A 15,065-nucleotide genomic window follows, 5' to 3' on the forward strand; every position below is an offset into this window, starting at 1 on the left:
ATTCCATGGACCTGCATCCGACCGAAGACCAGCGCATGCTGCAAGACGCGGCCCGGCGCTACCTGGCCGAACGCCATCCCCTGTCCACGGCCCGGGCCGCCTGCGAGCAGCCCGCGCGCACGCGCCTGGAACAATGGCGCGGCATCGCCGAACAGGGCTGGCCGGCGCTGCTGGCGCCCGCCGCGCACGAGGGGCTGGGCCTGGGCATGCGCGAAGCCTGGATCGTGGCCGAAGCCGCCGGCCGCCATCTGCTGGGCCTGCCGCTGGCGGCCAACATGACGCTGCTGCCCACGCTGTGCGAGGCCGGCGCGGGCGGCCCGGCGTCGCAATGGGCCGCCGCCATGATGGCGGGCGAAACCTATTACGCCGACGCCGCGCTGCGTCCCGACGGCTCGGCCTATGTCGAAGGCGCGGGCGAGGGCGTGCGCGCGCTGGCCCTGCGCCGCACCGGCGAGGCCTCGCTGCGCGCCGAACTGCTGGCGCCGCTGGCGGGCGAGGCCGGGCTGGACCCGACCATGCCGGTGGCGCAGGCCGCGCGCGTGCAAGTGCTGGAGAGCGTCGAACTCGAATCGGCCCCCGGCGTCTGGGAACGCCTGCGCACGCGCCTGCGGCTCTTGCGCTCGGCCGAACTGCTGGGCGCGGCCTCGGCCGCGCTCGACATGGCGGCGGCTTACGCGCGCGAACGCCGCCAGTTCGACCGCGCCATCGGCGCCAACCAGGCCATCAAGCATCGGCTGGCCGAAGACTGGATGGCCCTGGACGACGCCAGGTTGGCCGGCTGGGCGGCCGCGGCCGCGCTGGACGAGGCCGCGGCTTCGGCGCCGCGCGACGCCCTGTTCGTGCCGCTGCTGGCGGTCGAGGCCGGCAGGCGGGCCGTGCAGAACGCGATCCAGACCCACGGCGCGATGGGCGTGACCTGGGAATGCGACGCGCATCTGTATCTGAAGCGCGTGCTGCGGCTGGCGGCCAGCCTGGAGGCAGAGGTGTCTTGCGCGGATCTGTTGGAGCGGATCTGGGAGGCCGCCTGATGGGTTTCGCGCGCTCGGCAGTTGCGTTCTCTCGCGCTGCACCCATCCTACGTTCGGGCCCTGATGCGTAGGATGGGTGCAGCGCGAGATTCCTTGCAAAAAAACTCAGATATCGAGCGCGCGAAACCCATCAGGCGACGCCAGCCGCCGCCTTTCGTGGCAAGAGACAAACGCCGGCATCCGCCTACAATCGCGCCATGAAAAAATCCGCCTTCCCGTCCGAACTCGACCAGCCGACCCTTTCCGAAGTGGACGGCATCCGCTACCTCCACTTCAACACCGAATGGGTGCAGGGCGCCATGCGCATCAAGAGCCCCGCCGAGCTGGTGCTGGAGTACACCGCCCAGATGATGGCCTGGCTGCTGTTCCTGGAGCCGCCCAAGGACGAGCCCATCGGCATGCTGGGCCTGGGCGCCGGATCGTTGGCGCGGTTCTGCGTCAAGCACACCCGCAGCCCGCTGCTGGCGGTGGAATGGAATCCGCGCGTGACCGCCGCCTGTCACATGTTCTTCCGCCTGCCCGGCGCCAACCGGCTCGAGGTCGAGCACGCCGACGCCGGCGTCTGGGTGGCCGACCCGCTCAACGCCGGGCGCTGCCCGGTGCTGATGGTGGACCTCTACGACGCCGCGGCCGAGGGCCCGGTGCGCGACAGCGTGAAGTTCTACCGCGACTGCCGCCGCGTGCTGGGCGAGGTCGGGGTGCTGGCGGTGAACCTGTTCGGGCGCCACGAGAGCTTCGGGCGCAACATCGACAACCTGTCCAAGGCCTTCGACGACCGCGTGCTGCTGCTGCCCGAAATCGACGCGGGCAACCAGATCGTGCTGGCCTTCTCCGGCCCGGCCCTGGCGATCACGCCGGCGCAGCTGCTGGCCCGCGCCGAAGAGGTAGAGGCGCGCTACGGCCTGCCGGCGCGGCGCTGGGCGCGCTCGCTGACGCGCCACGCGGTGGACGGCGTGCTGCATTTCTAGGACCGGAACACTAGGGTAGGCCCCAGGGCGGCGGGGGCTTTACGGCCTGCGCGAACGGGGCCTATCATGGGCTTATTCATAATTATGAATTACAGGCAAGCCGCGCCCATGACCCAGCCCATTGTCCGCCAAGCGCTGTACCTGGAAGTCGCCGACCGGCTGCGCGGCATGATCCATGCGCGCTCGCTGCGCAACGGCGAATGGATAGACGAGCTGCGTCTGGCGGGCGAGCTGGGCATCTCGCGCACGCCCTTGCGCGAAGCCCTCAAGGTGCTGGCCACCGAAGGCCTGGTGCGGCTGGAGCCGCGCCGCGGCTGCTTCGTCAACGAGCTGTCGGCGCAGGACCTGGAAGACATTTTTCCGCTGATGGCCATGCTGGAAGGGCGTTGCGCGTTCGAGGCCGCGCGCAAGGCCAGCGACGAACAGCTGGCGGCGCTGGAGCCGCTGCATGCGGCGCTGGCCGGCCATGCGCGGGCCGGGCGCATCGACGCCTACTACAAGACCAACTATCTGATTCACGAGGCGGTGCAGGCGCTGGCCGGCAACCAGTGGCTGTCGGACATGGTCGGCAACCTGCGCAAGGTGCTGAGCCTGTCGCGCCACCGCAGCCTGTCGCAGCCGGGCCGGATCGAGCAGTCCTGCGCCGAGCACCTGGCCATTTTCGAAGCGCTCAAGGCGCGCGACGGCGAGGCCGCGCAGGCGCTCGCGCATACCCACCTGATGCGGCAGCTGGAAGCGCTGCGCGCATTGAGCCTTGCGGAGGCCGGCGAGCCGGCGCCGCCGGAACCCATCGTCATCGAGGAGCCCGCCCATGTCCGCACCCGCCAATCTCGCACCCGCGCGCGGCGCGCGCACGCCTGAGCCCGAGACCGACGGCGCCGAGGAAGCCGCGGGCCTGATCACCCGGCTCGGCCGGCTCTGGGAGCGCGGCCGCCTGCCCAGCGAATCCGAAGTGCGTCGCCTGTTCGAGGCGCGCCTGACCGACGTGGCCGCCAACAAGCTGGCGCGCCGCTGGTGTGAGCAGTACGCCGCGGCCCAGTCCAAGGACCGCCGGCTGATGCTGGCCGCGCTGGCCCAGGTCCGCGGCAGTTTCGCGGAATCCGCCGGCGAGGGCGCGCGCCTGTTCAAGCGCTTCAACGCCCAGCCGCAGGGGCTGCGCTTCCTGGTGGAATTGCGCGCCGACATGCTGCGCTGGCGCAAGCAGGTCGCCGGCCTGCAGGCGCTGGACAAGGACCTGGAAGGGCTGCTGTCCGCCTGGTTCGACGTGGGCCTGCTGGAACTGCGTCCGCTGACCTGGGATTCGCCGGCCTCGCTGCTGGAAAAGCTGATCCTCTACGAGGCCGTGCACGAGATCACGTCCTGGGACGACCTGCGCCGCCGCGTGTCGCCGGACCGCCGCTGCTACGCCTATTTCCATCCGCAGATGCCGGACGTGCCGCTCATCTTCGTGGAAGTGGCCTTCGCCAGCCACATGGCCGACGACGTGCAGGTGCTGCTCGACAGCACGCTGCCGCCGCAGGACCTGGACAAGGCGCGCTGGGCCATCTTCTATTCCATTTCGAACACGCAGCCCGGCCTGAAGGGCATCAGCTTCGGCAACTTCCTGCTCAAGCGCGTGGTCGAGCAATTGCTGGACGAACTGCCCAAGCTCAAGTCCTTCGCCACGCTGTCGCCCATTCCGGGCTTCGCGGACTGGCTGGGCAAGCTGGAGGCCGATGCGGTCGAGGCCATCGTGCGCGAGGACAAGGCGCGCGCGCAAGCCCGCAAGCGCGAGGCCGCGCCCGACGGACAGCGCTGGGTCGCGCGCCTGGCGCGGGCCGCCCAGGGCAAGGCGCCGGACGTGGTCAAGCGGGCCGGACTGCGGCTGGCGGCCAGTTACCTGCAATCCATGAAGAACGGCCAGCCGCTGGACCCGGTGGCGCGTTTCCACCTGGGCAACGGCGCGCGCATCGAAAGGCTGAACTGGGCGGCGGATACCTCGCCCAAGGGGCTCAAGCAGTCCTGCGCCATGATGGTCAACTACCTGTACGACCTGGACGAACTGGACGACAACCTGGCCCGCCTGGGCGAGGGCAAGCCCCAGGTCAGCCGGGGCGTGGGGCGCGTGGCGAAACTACAAGATTGATCCGGTCCCGCGGCAGCCGCGGGACCATAGAGGAGGGGACATGACGGAAAACGCGGCTGGCCGCGTGCTGCTGGCGTGCGAGGGCCATCTGGCCTGGGTCACGCTGTCGCACCCGGGGCGCCTGAACGCCATCACGGTGGGCATGTGGCAGGAACTGCGCGAGGTCTTCGAGGACATCGCGGCCGACGACGGCGTGCGCTGCGTGATCGTGCGCGGCGCCGGCGGCAATTTCGCCGCCGGTGCCGACATACGCGAATTCCCGCAGCAGCGGGGCGACATGGCCGCGGTGCAGCGCTACCACCGCGAACTGCTGGCGCCGGCGCTGCGCGCGGTGGCGCTGTGCCCGCAGCCGGTGGTGGCGCAGATCGAGGGCGTGTGCGTGGGCGGCGGCCTGGAAATCGCCAGCCAGTGTGACCTGCGCATCGCCGGCAGTTCGGCGCGCCTGGGCGTGCCGATCAACCGGCTGGGCTTTCCCATGGCGCCCGACGAAATGAGCGGCCTGCTGGCGCTGGCCGGGCGGGCCGCGACCCTGGCCATCCTGCTGGAGGGCCGTGTATTCGGCGCCGAAGAAGCGCGCGAGCTGGGCCTGCTGACCCGCATCGTGGCCGATTCCGAGGTGGCCGACGCCGCCCGCCAGAGCGCCGAGCGCATCGCCCGCGGCGCGCCCCTGGCCGCCCGCATCAACAAACGCCTGTCCCGCAGGCTCGCCGCCGGCGGCGCGCTCAGCGAGGACGAATACCAGGATTACTTTTCCTACGCCGACAGCCGCGACCACAAAGAAGGCGTGCGCGCGTTCCTGGCCGGCACAGATCCCAACTTCTCCGGAGACTAGACAAGGTGAGCAACGCTAATCTATATGCCGTGCTGGAAGGCGGCTTTCCCGCGGACCGCAGCAAAGTCGCGCTGGAAACCCCCGAGCTGAAATACACCTGGGACGACATCGACCGCGCCACCGCGTGCCTGGCCAATCTGCTGGCCTCGCTGGACCTGCCCGACGGATCGCGCGTGGCGGTGCAGGTGGAGAAGTCGCCGGAAGCCTTGCTGCTGTACCTCGCCACGCTGCGCGCCGGCCTGGTGTACCTGCCGCTGAATACCGCCTACCGCGAATCGGAAATCGAATACTTCCTGGGCAACGCCGAGCCGGCCGTGGTGGTCTGCGCCAGCAAGAACCTGGAATGGGTGCGCCGCGCCGCCGACAAGGCCGGCTGCGCGCACGTCTACACGCTGGACGAGGACCGCACCGGCACCTTGCTGGAGGCCGCGGGCGGCCTGTCGCAGCGCTTCGAGACCGTGGCGCGCGAGCCCGGCGACCTGGCCGCCATCCTGTACACGTCCGGCACCACCGGGCGCAGCAAGGGCGCGATGCTGTCGCACGGCAACCTGGCCGCCAACGCCCGCGTGTTGCACGACTACTGGGGCTGGCGCAGCGACGACGTGCTGCTGCACATGCTGCCCATCTTCCACGTGCACGGCCTGTTCGTCGCCTCGCACGGCGCGCTGCTGGCCGGCGCGAAGATGATCTGGCTGCCCAAGCTGGACGCCGACCAGGCGCTGCGCTACCTGCCGCAGAGCACGGTGATGATGGGCGTGCCCACCTACTATGTGCGGCTGCTGGCCGACCCGCGCTTCGACCGCAAGGTCTGCGCGCGCATGCGCTTGTTCATCTCGGGCTCGGCGCCGCTACTGGCCGAGACTTTCTCGGAGTTCCAGAAACGCAGCGGCCACGCCATCCTGGAGCGCTACGGCATGAGCGAAACCGTCATGCTGACCTCCAACCCCTACGATCCCGCGCTGGGCGAGCGCCTGGCCGGCACCGTCGGCCGCGCGCTGCCGGGCGTGCAGGTCCGGGTGGTGGACGACGCGGGCGTCGCGCTGGCGCCGGGCGAGATCGGCAACGTGCAGGTGCGCGGCCCCAACGTGTTCTCGGGCTACTGGCGCATGCCGGAAAAGACCCGCGAGGAATTCACCGAGGACGGCTGGTTCAAGACGGGCGACGTGGGCCGCTGGGGCGGCGAATCCGCCGGCCGCGACGTGCCCGCCGATTACCTGTCCATCGTGGGCCGCAGCAAGGACCTGATCATCTCGGGGGGCTACAACGTCTACCCCAAGGAAATCGAGACCCTGATCGACGACATGCCCGGCGTGGCCGAGTCCGCCGTCATCGGGGTGCCGCATGCCGATTTCGGCGAAGCCGTGGTCGCCGTGGTGGTGCCCAGGAACGGCGCGGCGCTGGACGCGGACGCCATGCAGGCCGAGCTGAAGGCGCGCATCGCCAATTTCAAGGTGCCCAAGCGCGTGCACATCGTCGATCAGCTGCCGCGCAACACCATGGGCAAGGTCCAGAAGAACGTGCTGCGCGAAACGTACGGCACGTTGTGAGGCCGTTCGCCCGTCCCGAATCCTTTTCCCAGGAGCCCATGCCAAGATAAAGCCCCAAAGACCGAGCAGCATCATTCCATAAAAAAACCGGAAGACCCCAAGGGGCTTCCCCGAGCTGCAGCAAGAGGAGACAAAATGAAATATCGCACTATCGCCGCGGCCCTGGTCGCCGTCTGCGCCGCGGGCTACGGCGGCGCGGCCGCCGCCCAATGGCCGGAACGTCCGATCACGCTGATCGTGCCGTTCCCGGCCGGCGGCGGCACCGACACCTTCGCCCGTCCGCTGGCCCAGCAACTGACCACCCAGCTGGGCCAGACCGTGGTCATCGACAACAAGGGCGGCGCCGGCGGCACCGTGGGCGCCGGCGTGGCGGCCAAGGCCAGGCCGGACGGCTACACCTTCTTCATGGGCGGCGCCCACCACGCGCTGGCCCCCTCGCTCTACAAGAACCTCAGCTACGACATCCAGAAGGACTTCGTGCCGGTCGCGCTGGTGGCGCAGCCGCCGCAGGTCATCGTCATCAATCCGGGCAAGCTGCCGGTCAAGACCGTGCAGGAGCTGATCGCCTACGTCAAGAAGCGTCCGGGCGAAATCAACTTCGGCACCGCCGGCAAGGGCAGCACCCACCACCTGGCCGGCGAGCTGTTCGCGATGCAGACCGGCATCAAGCTGGTGGACGTGCCGTACCAGGGCGCCGGGCCGATGCTGTCGGCGCTGATCGGCGGGCAGGTGGACCTGGCCTTCGACGGCCTGGGCTCCTCGGCCGGCCATATCCGCTCCGGCACGATCAAGCCGCTGGCGGTGGCCGCGGCCGAGCGCTCGCCTTCGCTGCCCGACGTGCCCACCGCCGCCGAGGCGGGCGTGCCCAACTACGTGGTCTCGACTTGGTACGCGATCTGGGCGCCTGCCGGCACGCCGCAGGAAGCGGTGGACAAGATGAGCGCCGAAATCACCAAGGCCTTGAACGCGCCCAAGATCAAGGAAACCTGGACCAGCAACGGCTCGGCCGTGCCGACCTTGACCGGACCGGCGTTCGGCAAGTTCGTCGACAGCGAAGTCGAACGCTGGGCCAAGGTGGTGAAGGACTCGGGGGTGAAGCTGGATTGAGGCATGCGCGGGCCGGATTTTGAATTAATATTGATAATCGTTATCAATTTTGAATTTGCGGTCCGGCCCGTCGAATGCCATGAGTCACAGCGGAACCCCAGCGCCCGTCGAAGGGCTCTACATACAGCATCAGTCATGGCTGCGCGACTGGCTGCGCCGAAAGACCGGCTGCCCCTTCGACGCGGCGGACCTGACCCACGATACCTACCTGAAAGTGCTGGTGCGCGAGGACGACACGCGCAGCCTGCGCGAACCGCGCGCCTATCTGACGACCATCGCGCACGGGCTCATGGTCAACCTGTTCCGCCGCCGCGACATCGAGCGCGCCTACCTGGACAGCCTGGCGTCGCTCGGAGAGGCGGCCGCGCCGTCGCCCGAGCGCCGGGCCCTGGCCCTGGAGGCCCTGATCGAAATCGACCGCCTGCTCGACGGCCTGCCGCCCAAGGTGCGCAAGGCGTTCCTGCTGGCGCAGCTGGAAGGGCTGCGGCACGCCGAGATCGCCGGACGCATGCAGGTGTCGGTCAGTTCGGTGCGCCAGTACCTGGCCCGCGCCATGCAGCATTGCCTGGCGGCGTGGTGAGCGGGCGCGCCACGGGCCCGGCCGAGCTGCCGGCGTCGGTCATCCGCGAGGCCAGCCTCTGGTTCGTCCGCCTGGGCGCCGATGACGCCACCGCGGAGGACGGCGCCGCCTGCCGCCGCTGGATAGAAGCCAGCCCGGCGCACCGGCAGGCCTGGGAGCGCGTGGAAATGCTGGGCCGCCAGTTCGGCCTGATAGAACCGCACGCAGGTCTCGCGGCGCTGGAACGCACGCCCCGGCGCGGCCGGCGGCGGGCGCTGAAGGCCTTGTCGCTGGTGCTGGGCGCGGGCGGGCTGGCGGCGGCGGGCCTGCCCTGGACGGAATGGACTTCCGACTACGCCACCGCGGTCGGGCAGCGGCGCAGCGCGACGTTGCCCGACGGCAGCGTGCTCACCCTCAATTCCGACAGCGCCGCCGATCTGCGCTTCGATGCGGCGCGGCGCCTGGTCGTCCTGCGCCGCGGCGAACTGCACCTCGCCTCGCACGCCGATGCGCTGGCGCCGCCGCGGCCGCTGGCCGTGTCCACGCCGGCCGGCCGCGTCACCGCGTTGGGAACCCGATTCACGGTCCGGCTGGCCGATGAAGGCGCATGGATCGCCGTGACCGAAGGCGCCGTGCGGATCGAACCGGCGGCGGACGGGGGCGCGGCGCGCGTCCTCCAGGCAGGCTCGGGTGCGTACTTCGACCGGCGCGCGGTGCAGCCGGCCGTCCCTGTCGCGCAGGCCGAGGACTGGCTGCACGGCGCGCTGTACGCCGACGGCATGCGGCTCGATGCCTTCGTCGAGAAACTGGCCCGCTACCGGCCCGGCAGGCTGGCCTGCGATCCCGCGGTGGCGGCGCTGCGCATTTCCGGTTCGTTCCCGCTGGACGACACCGACCGCGCCCTGGCCGCCGTGGCGCGCACGCTGCCGGTGCGCGTGGAACGCCATACGCGCTATTGGGTGGTGCTGCGGCCGGCAGGCTGATCCGGCTGGCGTCGCCTGCCCGGTGGAACGGCTGTCACTTTCCGGTTTTCGATTGGCATACAGGTGAAGCATCGAATTACTTCGCCTGGAACCAACGATATGTCTCTGCCTTTTTCCTCCTCCCGTCCCGTTGCGCCGGCGCGCCCGCGCATGCAGGCCCTGGCCGCGCTGGCGCTGGCCGCGGCCGCCGGCGCCGCGGTCCTGCCCGCGCTGGCCCAGCCTGCGGGCGCCGTGCCGGCGCTGCATTCGGTGGACGTGCCGGCCGGCGCGCTCGGCGCGGCGCTGTCCGGTTTCGCCCGGCAGGCCGGCGTGCTGCTGTCCTTCGACCCGGCGCTGGCCGCGGGCATGGAGACCGCCGGGCTGCACGGCGCCTATGGCGTGGAGCAGGGCTTCGCGGCGCTGCTGGCCGGCACCGGCCTGCAAGCCGTGCGCCGCGCCGACGGCGATTATCTGCTGCAGCATGCCCCCGGCGCGCAGGCGGCCGAACTCGACGCCGTGGTGGTGCTGGGCGCCGGCGCAACCACCGAAGGCAGCGGCTCCTATACCGCGGACTGGATGCGGTCGGCCAACGGCCTGGTGCTGACGCAGCGCGACACGCCCCAGTCCACCAGTATCGTGACGCGCCAGCAGCTCGACGATCAGGCCATGGGCAGCGTGCGCGACGTCATGGAACACGCCACCGGCATGAACGTCCAGCAAAGCGAGACCGACCGGCTCAGCTATTATTCGCGCGGCTTCCAGATGGACACCATGCAGTTCGACGGCGTGGTCAAGCCGCTGGACAATACCTACCAGTTCGGCGAAGGCAATCTGGACCCGGTCATCTATGACCACGTGGAAATCATCCGCGGCGCGACCGGCCTGATGAGCGGCACCGGCAATCCGGGCGGGTCGGTCAATTTCATTCGCAAACGGCCGACGCGCGAGTTCCAGGGCAGCCTGAGGGCCATGGGCGGCAGCTACGACACCTATCGCGGCGAGGTCGATTTGTCGGCGCCGCTCACCGGTTCGGGCGCGGTGCGCGCCCGCGTGGTCGGAGCCAAGGAGCGGCGCGGCGATACCCTGGATCTCTACAGCAAGAAGCGCGACGTGGCCTATGGCATCGTCGAGGCGGACATCGCCGAATCGACCACGCTCAGCGCCGGCGCGTCCGCGCAGCGCTCGCGTCCCAAGGGCGTGATGTGGGGCGGCCTGCCGATATTCGACACCAACGGCGAGCAGGTCGATTGGCGCAAGGGGCAGACGGTGGGCGCCAAGTGGACCACCTGGGACACCGACTCCACCGAATACTTCGCCCAGCTCGAACATGGTTTCGCCAACGGCTGGGAAGGCCGCCTGTCGTATTCGCGCCTGGACAACGATTTCGACGCCTCGTTGCTGTTCGCCGCGGACTTCCCGGTCGACGCCGAAACCGGCTATCTGTCTGGCACGCCGACCCTGCGCAAATACCGCGGCAATAGCGAACAGGACGTCTACGGAGGCTCTCTGAACGGCGACTTCGGCCTGTTTGGCGCAACGCATGAATTCAATCTGGGCTTCTCGCATTCCAGGACGCGCAGTCGCACCAAGGGCTGGAACTCTTCCGACCAGGCGAGCTATCCGATTCCCAACATCCATGACTGGAGCGGCGACTGGCCCGAACCGGTTTGGGACCAGGCGGTCTCGGACCAGCAGCTGCGCACCACGCAGACCGGCATTTTCGGCACGGCGCGTTTCAATCTCGCCAGCGGCCTGCATCTGCTGGCGGGGGCGCGCTGGACGCGCTGGGAGGCCGACGAATACCGCTGGAACCAATGGTCCCCGGAGGCGGTCCCGACCACGCTGTCGCAATCGCAGCGCTATTCCGAACTCACACCTTACCTGGGCGTGACCTACGATCTCGACGACACCTATACCGCCTATGCCAGCTATACCAACATCTTCCAGCCGCAGATGTACAAGACCCGAGACTGGGAAATGACCGGCCCGGCCTACGGCCACAACTACGAGGCGGGCATCAAGGCGTCTTACCTGGAAGGCCGCCTGAACGGTTCGTTCGCCGTGTTCCAGACCAACCAGAAGGACGTGGCCGAATACGGCGGCTTCGACGTCGCGCGCAACGAGTCCTGGTACGAGATGCTGGACGGCACCCGCACCCGCGGGTTCGAACTGGAACTGGCCGGAGAAATGACGCCCGGCTGGAACCTGTTCCTGGGCTATACCTACCGCGTGTCGAAGGACAACCAGGGCAGGAAGGTTCAGACCACGCAGCCCGAGCAGATGCTGAAGGTCAGCACCGCCTACCGGTTGCCGGGCGTCCTGAACAGGCTGGTGGTGGGCGGCGGGGTGCGCTGGCAGAGCCGCACCCGGGCGCTGGGGTACTACGGGGAGCAGTCCGCCTCGGTGGAGCAGGCGCCGTATGCGCTGTTCGACCTGATGGCCCGCTACGACCTGGGGCCGCAGACCCAGCTGCAGTTCAACGTGAGCAACCTCGCGGACAAGCGCTACTACCGCGCGATGGGTTTCTACAACTCGGTCTATTACGGCGAGGGCCGCACCGCGCTGGTCACGCTGACCCAGCGCTTCTAGCGCCCGGTCAACGCCACTCGCTGGCCTGGCTGAGCTTGGCCAGCTGCTCGTGCGTCAGCGTCAGGCTGGCGGCCTTGACCAGTTCGTCCAGCTGATCCAGCGAGGTGGCGCTGACGATGGGGGAGGTGATGCCGGGCTGCGCGATCTGCCAGGCCAGCGCGGCCTGCGCCGGCGTGCAGCCGGCTTCTTCGCAGACCTCGTCCAGCGCCTTCAGGATGCGCAGGCCGCGGTCGTTGAGATAGGTCTTGACGATCAGGCGGCCGCGCACGCTCTTGCCGGCGTCTTCCTGCGTGCGGTACTTGCCGCTGAGAAAGCCGCTGGCCAGCGCGTAATAGTTGATCGTGCCCATCTGCTGCGTCTTCACCAGGCTTTGCAGCCCGGATTCGAAGGTCTCGCGGCGGTACAGGTTGTATTCGGGCTGGATGCTCTCGTAGCGCGGCAGGCCGTGCCGCTCGCTGGCGATCAGCGCTTCCGACAGGCGCACCGGGGTGTAGTTCGAGGCCCCGATGGCGCGCACCTTGCCGGACTCGATGTGCTTGGCGTATTCGGCCAGCGTGTCGGTCAGTGGGGTGTCGGGATCGTCCTCGTGCGACTGGTACAGGTCCACGTAGTCGGTCTGCAGGCGCGCCAGCGACGCTTCCAGCGCGCGGCGGATGTAGGCCGGCGCCAGCCCCTTGGCGTCGGGTCCCATCTCCATGCCGACCTTGGTGGCGATGAGCACGCGGTCGCGCTTGCCCGAACGCTTGAGCCATTTGCCGATCAGGGTTTCGGATTCGCCGCCCTGGTTGCCCTTGACCCAGCGCGAATACACGTCGGCCGTGTCGATGAAATTCAGGCCTGCGTCGACCAGCGCGTCCAGCAGCGAGAACGTGCCGGCCTCGTCGACGGTCCAGCCGAAGACGTTGCCGCCGAAGGTCAGCGGGGGAATCTGCAGGCCGGAACGGCCCAGTGCGCGTTTGATCATGATGAGGCCTCTGTAGCGGTTGACGGGGCGCGGCGACATGTTTCGTCACAGGGATTCCCCGAAGTCATTTTGCTTGGCGGCAAGTTAGACTATACGGCTTTATGGTGGCCCGGCCGGCGGGTAGCCGCCGGCGGCGCCGTAATAATCGACAAAAACCAAGGGTTCAAGGAGCTTACCTATGCTGATCGGAAAAAAACATTTTCTGACGGTTGGCGCCATGGCACTGGCGCTGGCTATCGCCGCGCCGGTGGCCGCGCAGCAAAAGTCGGTGGCGGTCACCGCCATCGTCGAGCACCCGGCGCTGGACGCGGTGCGTGACGGGGTGCAGGACGCCCTCAAGCAGGCCGGCTACGAGCCGGGCAAGAACCTGAAGTGGCAATACCAGAGCGCGCAGGGCAACAACGGCACCGCCGCGCAGATCGCGCGCAAGTTCGTGGGCGACCGCCCCGACGCCATCGTCGCCATCGCCACGCCGTCGGCTCAGGCCGTGGTGGCCGCCACCAAGGACGTGCCGGTGGTGTATTCCGCCGTCACCGATCCGGTCGCCGCCCAGCTGGTTCCCGGCATGGAAGCCTCGGGCACCAACGTGACCGGCGTGTCGGACCTGCTGGCCCTGGACAAGCAGGTCGAGCTGATCAAGCGCATCGTGCCCAACGCCAAGCGCGTGGGCATGGTCTACAACCCGGGCGAGGCCAATTCGGTCGTGGTGGTCAAGAAGCTGCAGGAAATCCTGCCCAAGTCGGGCATGAGCCTGGTCGAGGCCGCCGCGCCGCGCTCGGTGGACGTGGCTTCCGCCGCCCGCAGCCTGATCGGCAAGGTCGACGTCATCTACACCAACACCGACAACAACGTGGTGTCGGCCTACGAATCGCTGGTCAAGGTCGGCAACGACGCCAAGATCCCCCTGATCGCCTCGGACACCGACAGCGTCAAGCGCGGCGGCATCGCCGCCCTGGGCATCAACTACCGCGACCTGGGCGTGCAGACCGGCAAGATCGTGGTGCGCATCCTCAAGGGCGAGAAGCCCGGCGCCATCGCCTCGGAGACCAGCTCCAAGCTCGAGCTCTACGTGAACCCGGGCGCGGCCGCCAAGCAGGGCGTGACCCTGTCCGACGACGTGCTCAAGTCGGCTGCGGTGGTCGTGAAGTAAACCGGAATCGTACAAGCCCCGCCATGCTCCAGCAGCGTGAGCGGGGTTTTTCTTGCGTTTTTGTCTAGCCTGTCTCCCCGGATGATTCTGAGTTTCGCCGGCGTACTACGCCCGGCGCGGGAGAGCTTTTGGCAGGAAACGAGAGAAAATCGCGATTCGGGAAACGTTTATTGCGAAAGCTGGGGTAAAACTGACCCGCAAACGCAAGAAGTCCGACGTTTCAACTCTTTAATATGCTCGTTTCTTACCTCATCTGGATTTGACCCATGTCATTGTTTTCGTTGTTGGGCGCACTGGAGATCGGACTGATCTTCAGCCTGGTGGCCTTGGGCGTGTACATCTCGTTCCGCCTGCTGCGCTTCCCGGACCTGACCGTCGACGGTAGCTTCCCGCTGGGCGGGGCAGTCTGCGCCACGCTGATCGCGTCGGGCACCGACCCGTTCCTGGCCACCGTCATCGCCACCATCGCCGGCGCCTGCGCGGGCCTGGTCACCGGCTGGCTGAACGTCAAGCTCAAGATCATGGACCTGCTGGCGAGCATCCTGATGATGATCGCCCTGTATTCGGTCAACCTGCGCATCATGGGCAAGCCCAACGTGCCGCTGATCACCGAACCCACCGTATTCACCATCCTGCAGCCCGCATGGCTGTCGGACTACGTCGCGCGGCCGCTGATCCTGGTCGTCATCGTGATCCTGGCCAAGCTCGCGCTGGACTGGTTCTTCGCCACCCAGACCGGCCTGGCCGTGCGCGCCACCGGCTCCAACGGCCGCATGGCCCGCGCCCAGGGCGTGAACACCGGCCGCATGATCCTGAGCGGCATGGCGCTGTCGAACGCGCTGGTCGCGCTGGCCGGCGCGCTGTTCGCGCAGACCCAGGGCGGGTCGGACATCTCCATGGGCATCGGCACCATCGTGATCGGCCTGGCCGCCGTGATCGTGGGCGAGAGCATCCTGCCGTCGCGCAAGCTGGTGCTGGCGACGCTGGCCGTCATCATCGGCGCCATCGTCTACCGCTTCTTCATCGCGCTGGCGCTGAACAGCGATTTCATCGGCCTGAAGGCGCAGGACCTGAACCTGGTGACCGCGGTGCTGGTGACGATCGCGCTGGTGATCCCCATGCTCAAGCGCCGTCTAGTCAGGAAGTAACCCCCCCGAAGCGCCTGCGGCGCCTCTCCCCCGGGGGGCGCCGCGCGGGGACCGGCAGAGCCGGCTCCCCGGCGGCCCCGATCGGG

General features: G+C 68.6%; 13 protein-coding genes. 12 read left to right on the forward strand and 1 reads right to left on the reverse strand.

Annotated elements, in window-relative coordinates; genetic code table 11:
- Positions 1-5 precede the first annotated feature (5 nt).
- From AC1IQ6_RS09560 to AC1IQ6_RS09605, 10 genes are all read left to right on the forward strand, one after another.
- A complete protein-coding gene (locus tag AC1IQ6_RS09560; protein WP_485866220.1) occupies positions 6-1,028 on the forward strand; it encodes an acyl-CoA dehydrogenase family protein in 1,023 nt (340 codons plus the stop codon).
- Positions 1,029-1,225: 197 nt separating this feature from the next.
- A complete protein-coding gene (locus tag AC1IQ6_RS09565; protein ID WP_485866221.1) occupies positions 1,226-1,996 on the forward strand; it encodes a class I SAM-dependent methyltransferase in 771 nt (256 codons plus the stop codon).
- Positions 1,997-2,104: 108 nt separating this feature from the next.
- Complete coding sequence (locus AC1IQ6_RS09570; protein ID WP_102772401.1) at positions 2,105-2,857, forward strand: GntR family transcriptional regulator; 753 nt, start codon at positions 2,105-2,107, stop codon at positions 2,855-2,857.
- A complete protein-coding gene (locus AC1IQ6_RS09575) occupies positions 2,808-4,121 on the forward strand; it encodes a malonyl-CoA decarboxylase domain-containing protein (protein WP_168202096.1) in 1,314 nt (437 codons plus the stop codon). Before AC1IQ6_RS09570 ends, AC1IQ6_RS09575 begins: the two co-directional genes overlap by 50 nt.
- Positions 4,122-4,161: 40 nt before the next feature.
- Complete coding sequence (locus AC1IQ6_RS09580; RefSeq protein WP_102772400.1) at positions 4,162-4,953, forward strand: enoyl-CoA hydratase/isomerase family protein; 792 nt, start codon at positions 4,162-4,164, stop codon at positions 4,951-4,953.
- Positions 4,954-4,958: 5 nt separating this feature from the next.
- On the forward strand, positions 4,959-6,500 hold the full coding sequence (locus tag AC1IQ6_RS09585) for a malonate--CoA ligase (RefSeq protein ID WP_111824660.1): 1,542 nt from the start codon (positions 4,959-4,961) through the stop codon (positions 6,498-6,500).
- A gap of 135 nt (positions 6,501-6,635) precedes the next feature.
- The gene (locus AC1IQ6_RS09590) at positions 6,636-7,607 is read left to right on the forward strand and encodes a Bug family tripartite tricarboxylate transporter substrate binding protein (RefSeq protein WP_102772398.1); all 972 of its coding nucleotides are present in this window, start codon (positions 6,636-6,638) and stop codon (positions 7,605-7,607) included.
- Between the two features lie 79 nt (positions 7,608-7,686).
- Complete coding sequence (locus tag AC1IQ6_RS09595) at positions 7,687-8,187, forward strand: sigma-70 family RNA polymerase sigma factor (protein ID WP_102772397.1); 501 nt, start codon at positions 7,687-7,689, stop codon at positions 8,185-8,187.
- Positions 8,184-9,149 carry a FecR domain-containing protein gene (locus tag AC1IQ6_RS09600; protein WP_485866222.1) on the forward strand — a complete coding sequence of 322 codons (966 nt, stop codon included), beginning with the start codon at positions 8,184-8,186 and terminating at the stop codon, positions 9,147-9,149. The genes AC1IQ6_RS09595 and AC1IQ6_RS09600 overlap by 4 nt, the downstream gene beginning before the upstream one ends.
- A 99-nt stretch (positions 9,150-9,248) precedes the next feature.
- On the forward strand, positions 9,249-11,717 hold the full coding sequence (locus AC1IQ6_RS09605) for a TonB-dependent siderophore receptor (protein WP_111824664.1): 2,469 nt from the start codon (positions 9,249-9,251) through the stop codon (positions 11,715-11,717).
- 7 nt (positions 11,718-11,724) lie between these two features.
- Here AC1IQ6_RS09605 and AC1IQ6_RS09610 read toward each other — a convergent pair whose 3' ends face one another.
- The gene (locus tag AC1IQ6_RS09610; RefSeq protein WP_485866223.1) at positions 11,725-12,681 is read right to left on the reverse strand and encodes an aldo/keto reductase; all 957 of its coding nucleotides are present in this window, start codon (positions 12,679-12,681) and stop codon (positions 11,725-11,727) included.
- Positions 12,682-12,859: 178 nt separating this feature from the next.
- On the opposite strand from AC1IQ6_RS09610, the gene AC1IQ6_RS09615 reads away from it, so the two are divergent.
- Together AC1IQ6_RS09615 and AC1IQ6_RS09620 are read left to right on the forward strand one after the other, a co-directional pair.
- A complete protein-coding gene (locus AC1IQ6_RS09615) occupies positions 12,860-13,831 on the forward strand; it encodes an ABC transporter substrate-binding protein (protein ID WP_102772395.1) in 972 nt (323 codons plus the stop codon).
- A 266-nt stretch (positions 13,832-14,097) separates the two neighbouring features.
- Positions 14,098-14,979: an ABC transporter permease gene (locus AC1IQ6_RS09620; RefSeq protein WP_102772394.1), complete on the forward strand. Its 882-nt coding sequence runs from the start codon at positions 14,098-14,100 to the stop codon at positions 14,977-14,979.
- The last annotated feature ends 86 nt before the right edge of the window (positions 14,980-15,065 follow it).

The sequence above is a fragment of the Achromobacter sp. MUI-25009338 genome (assembly GCF_057359325.1).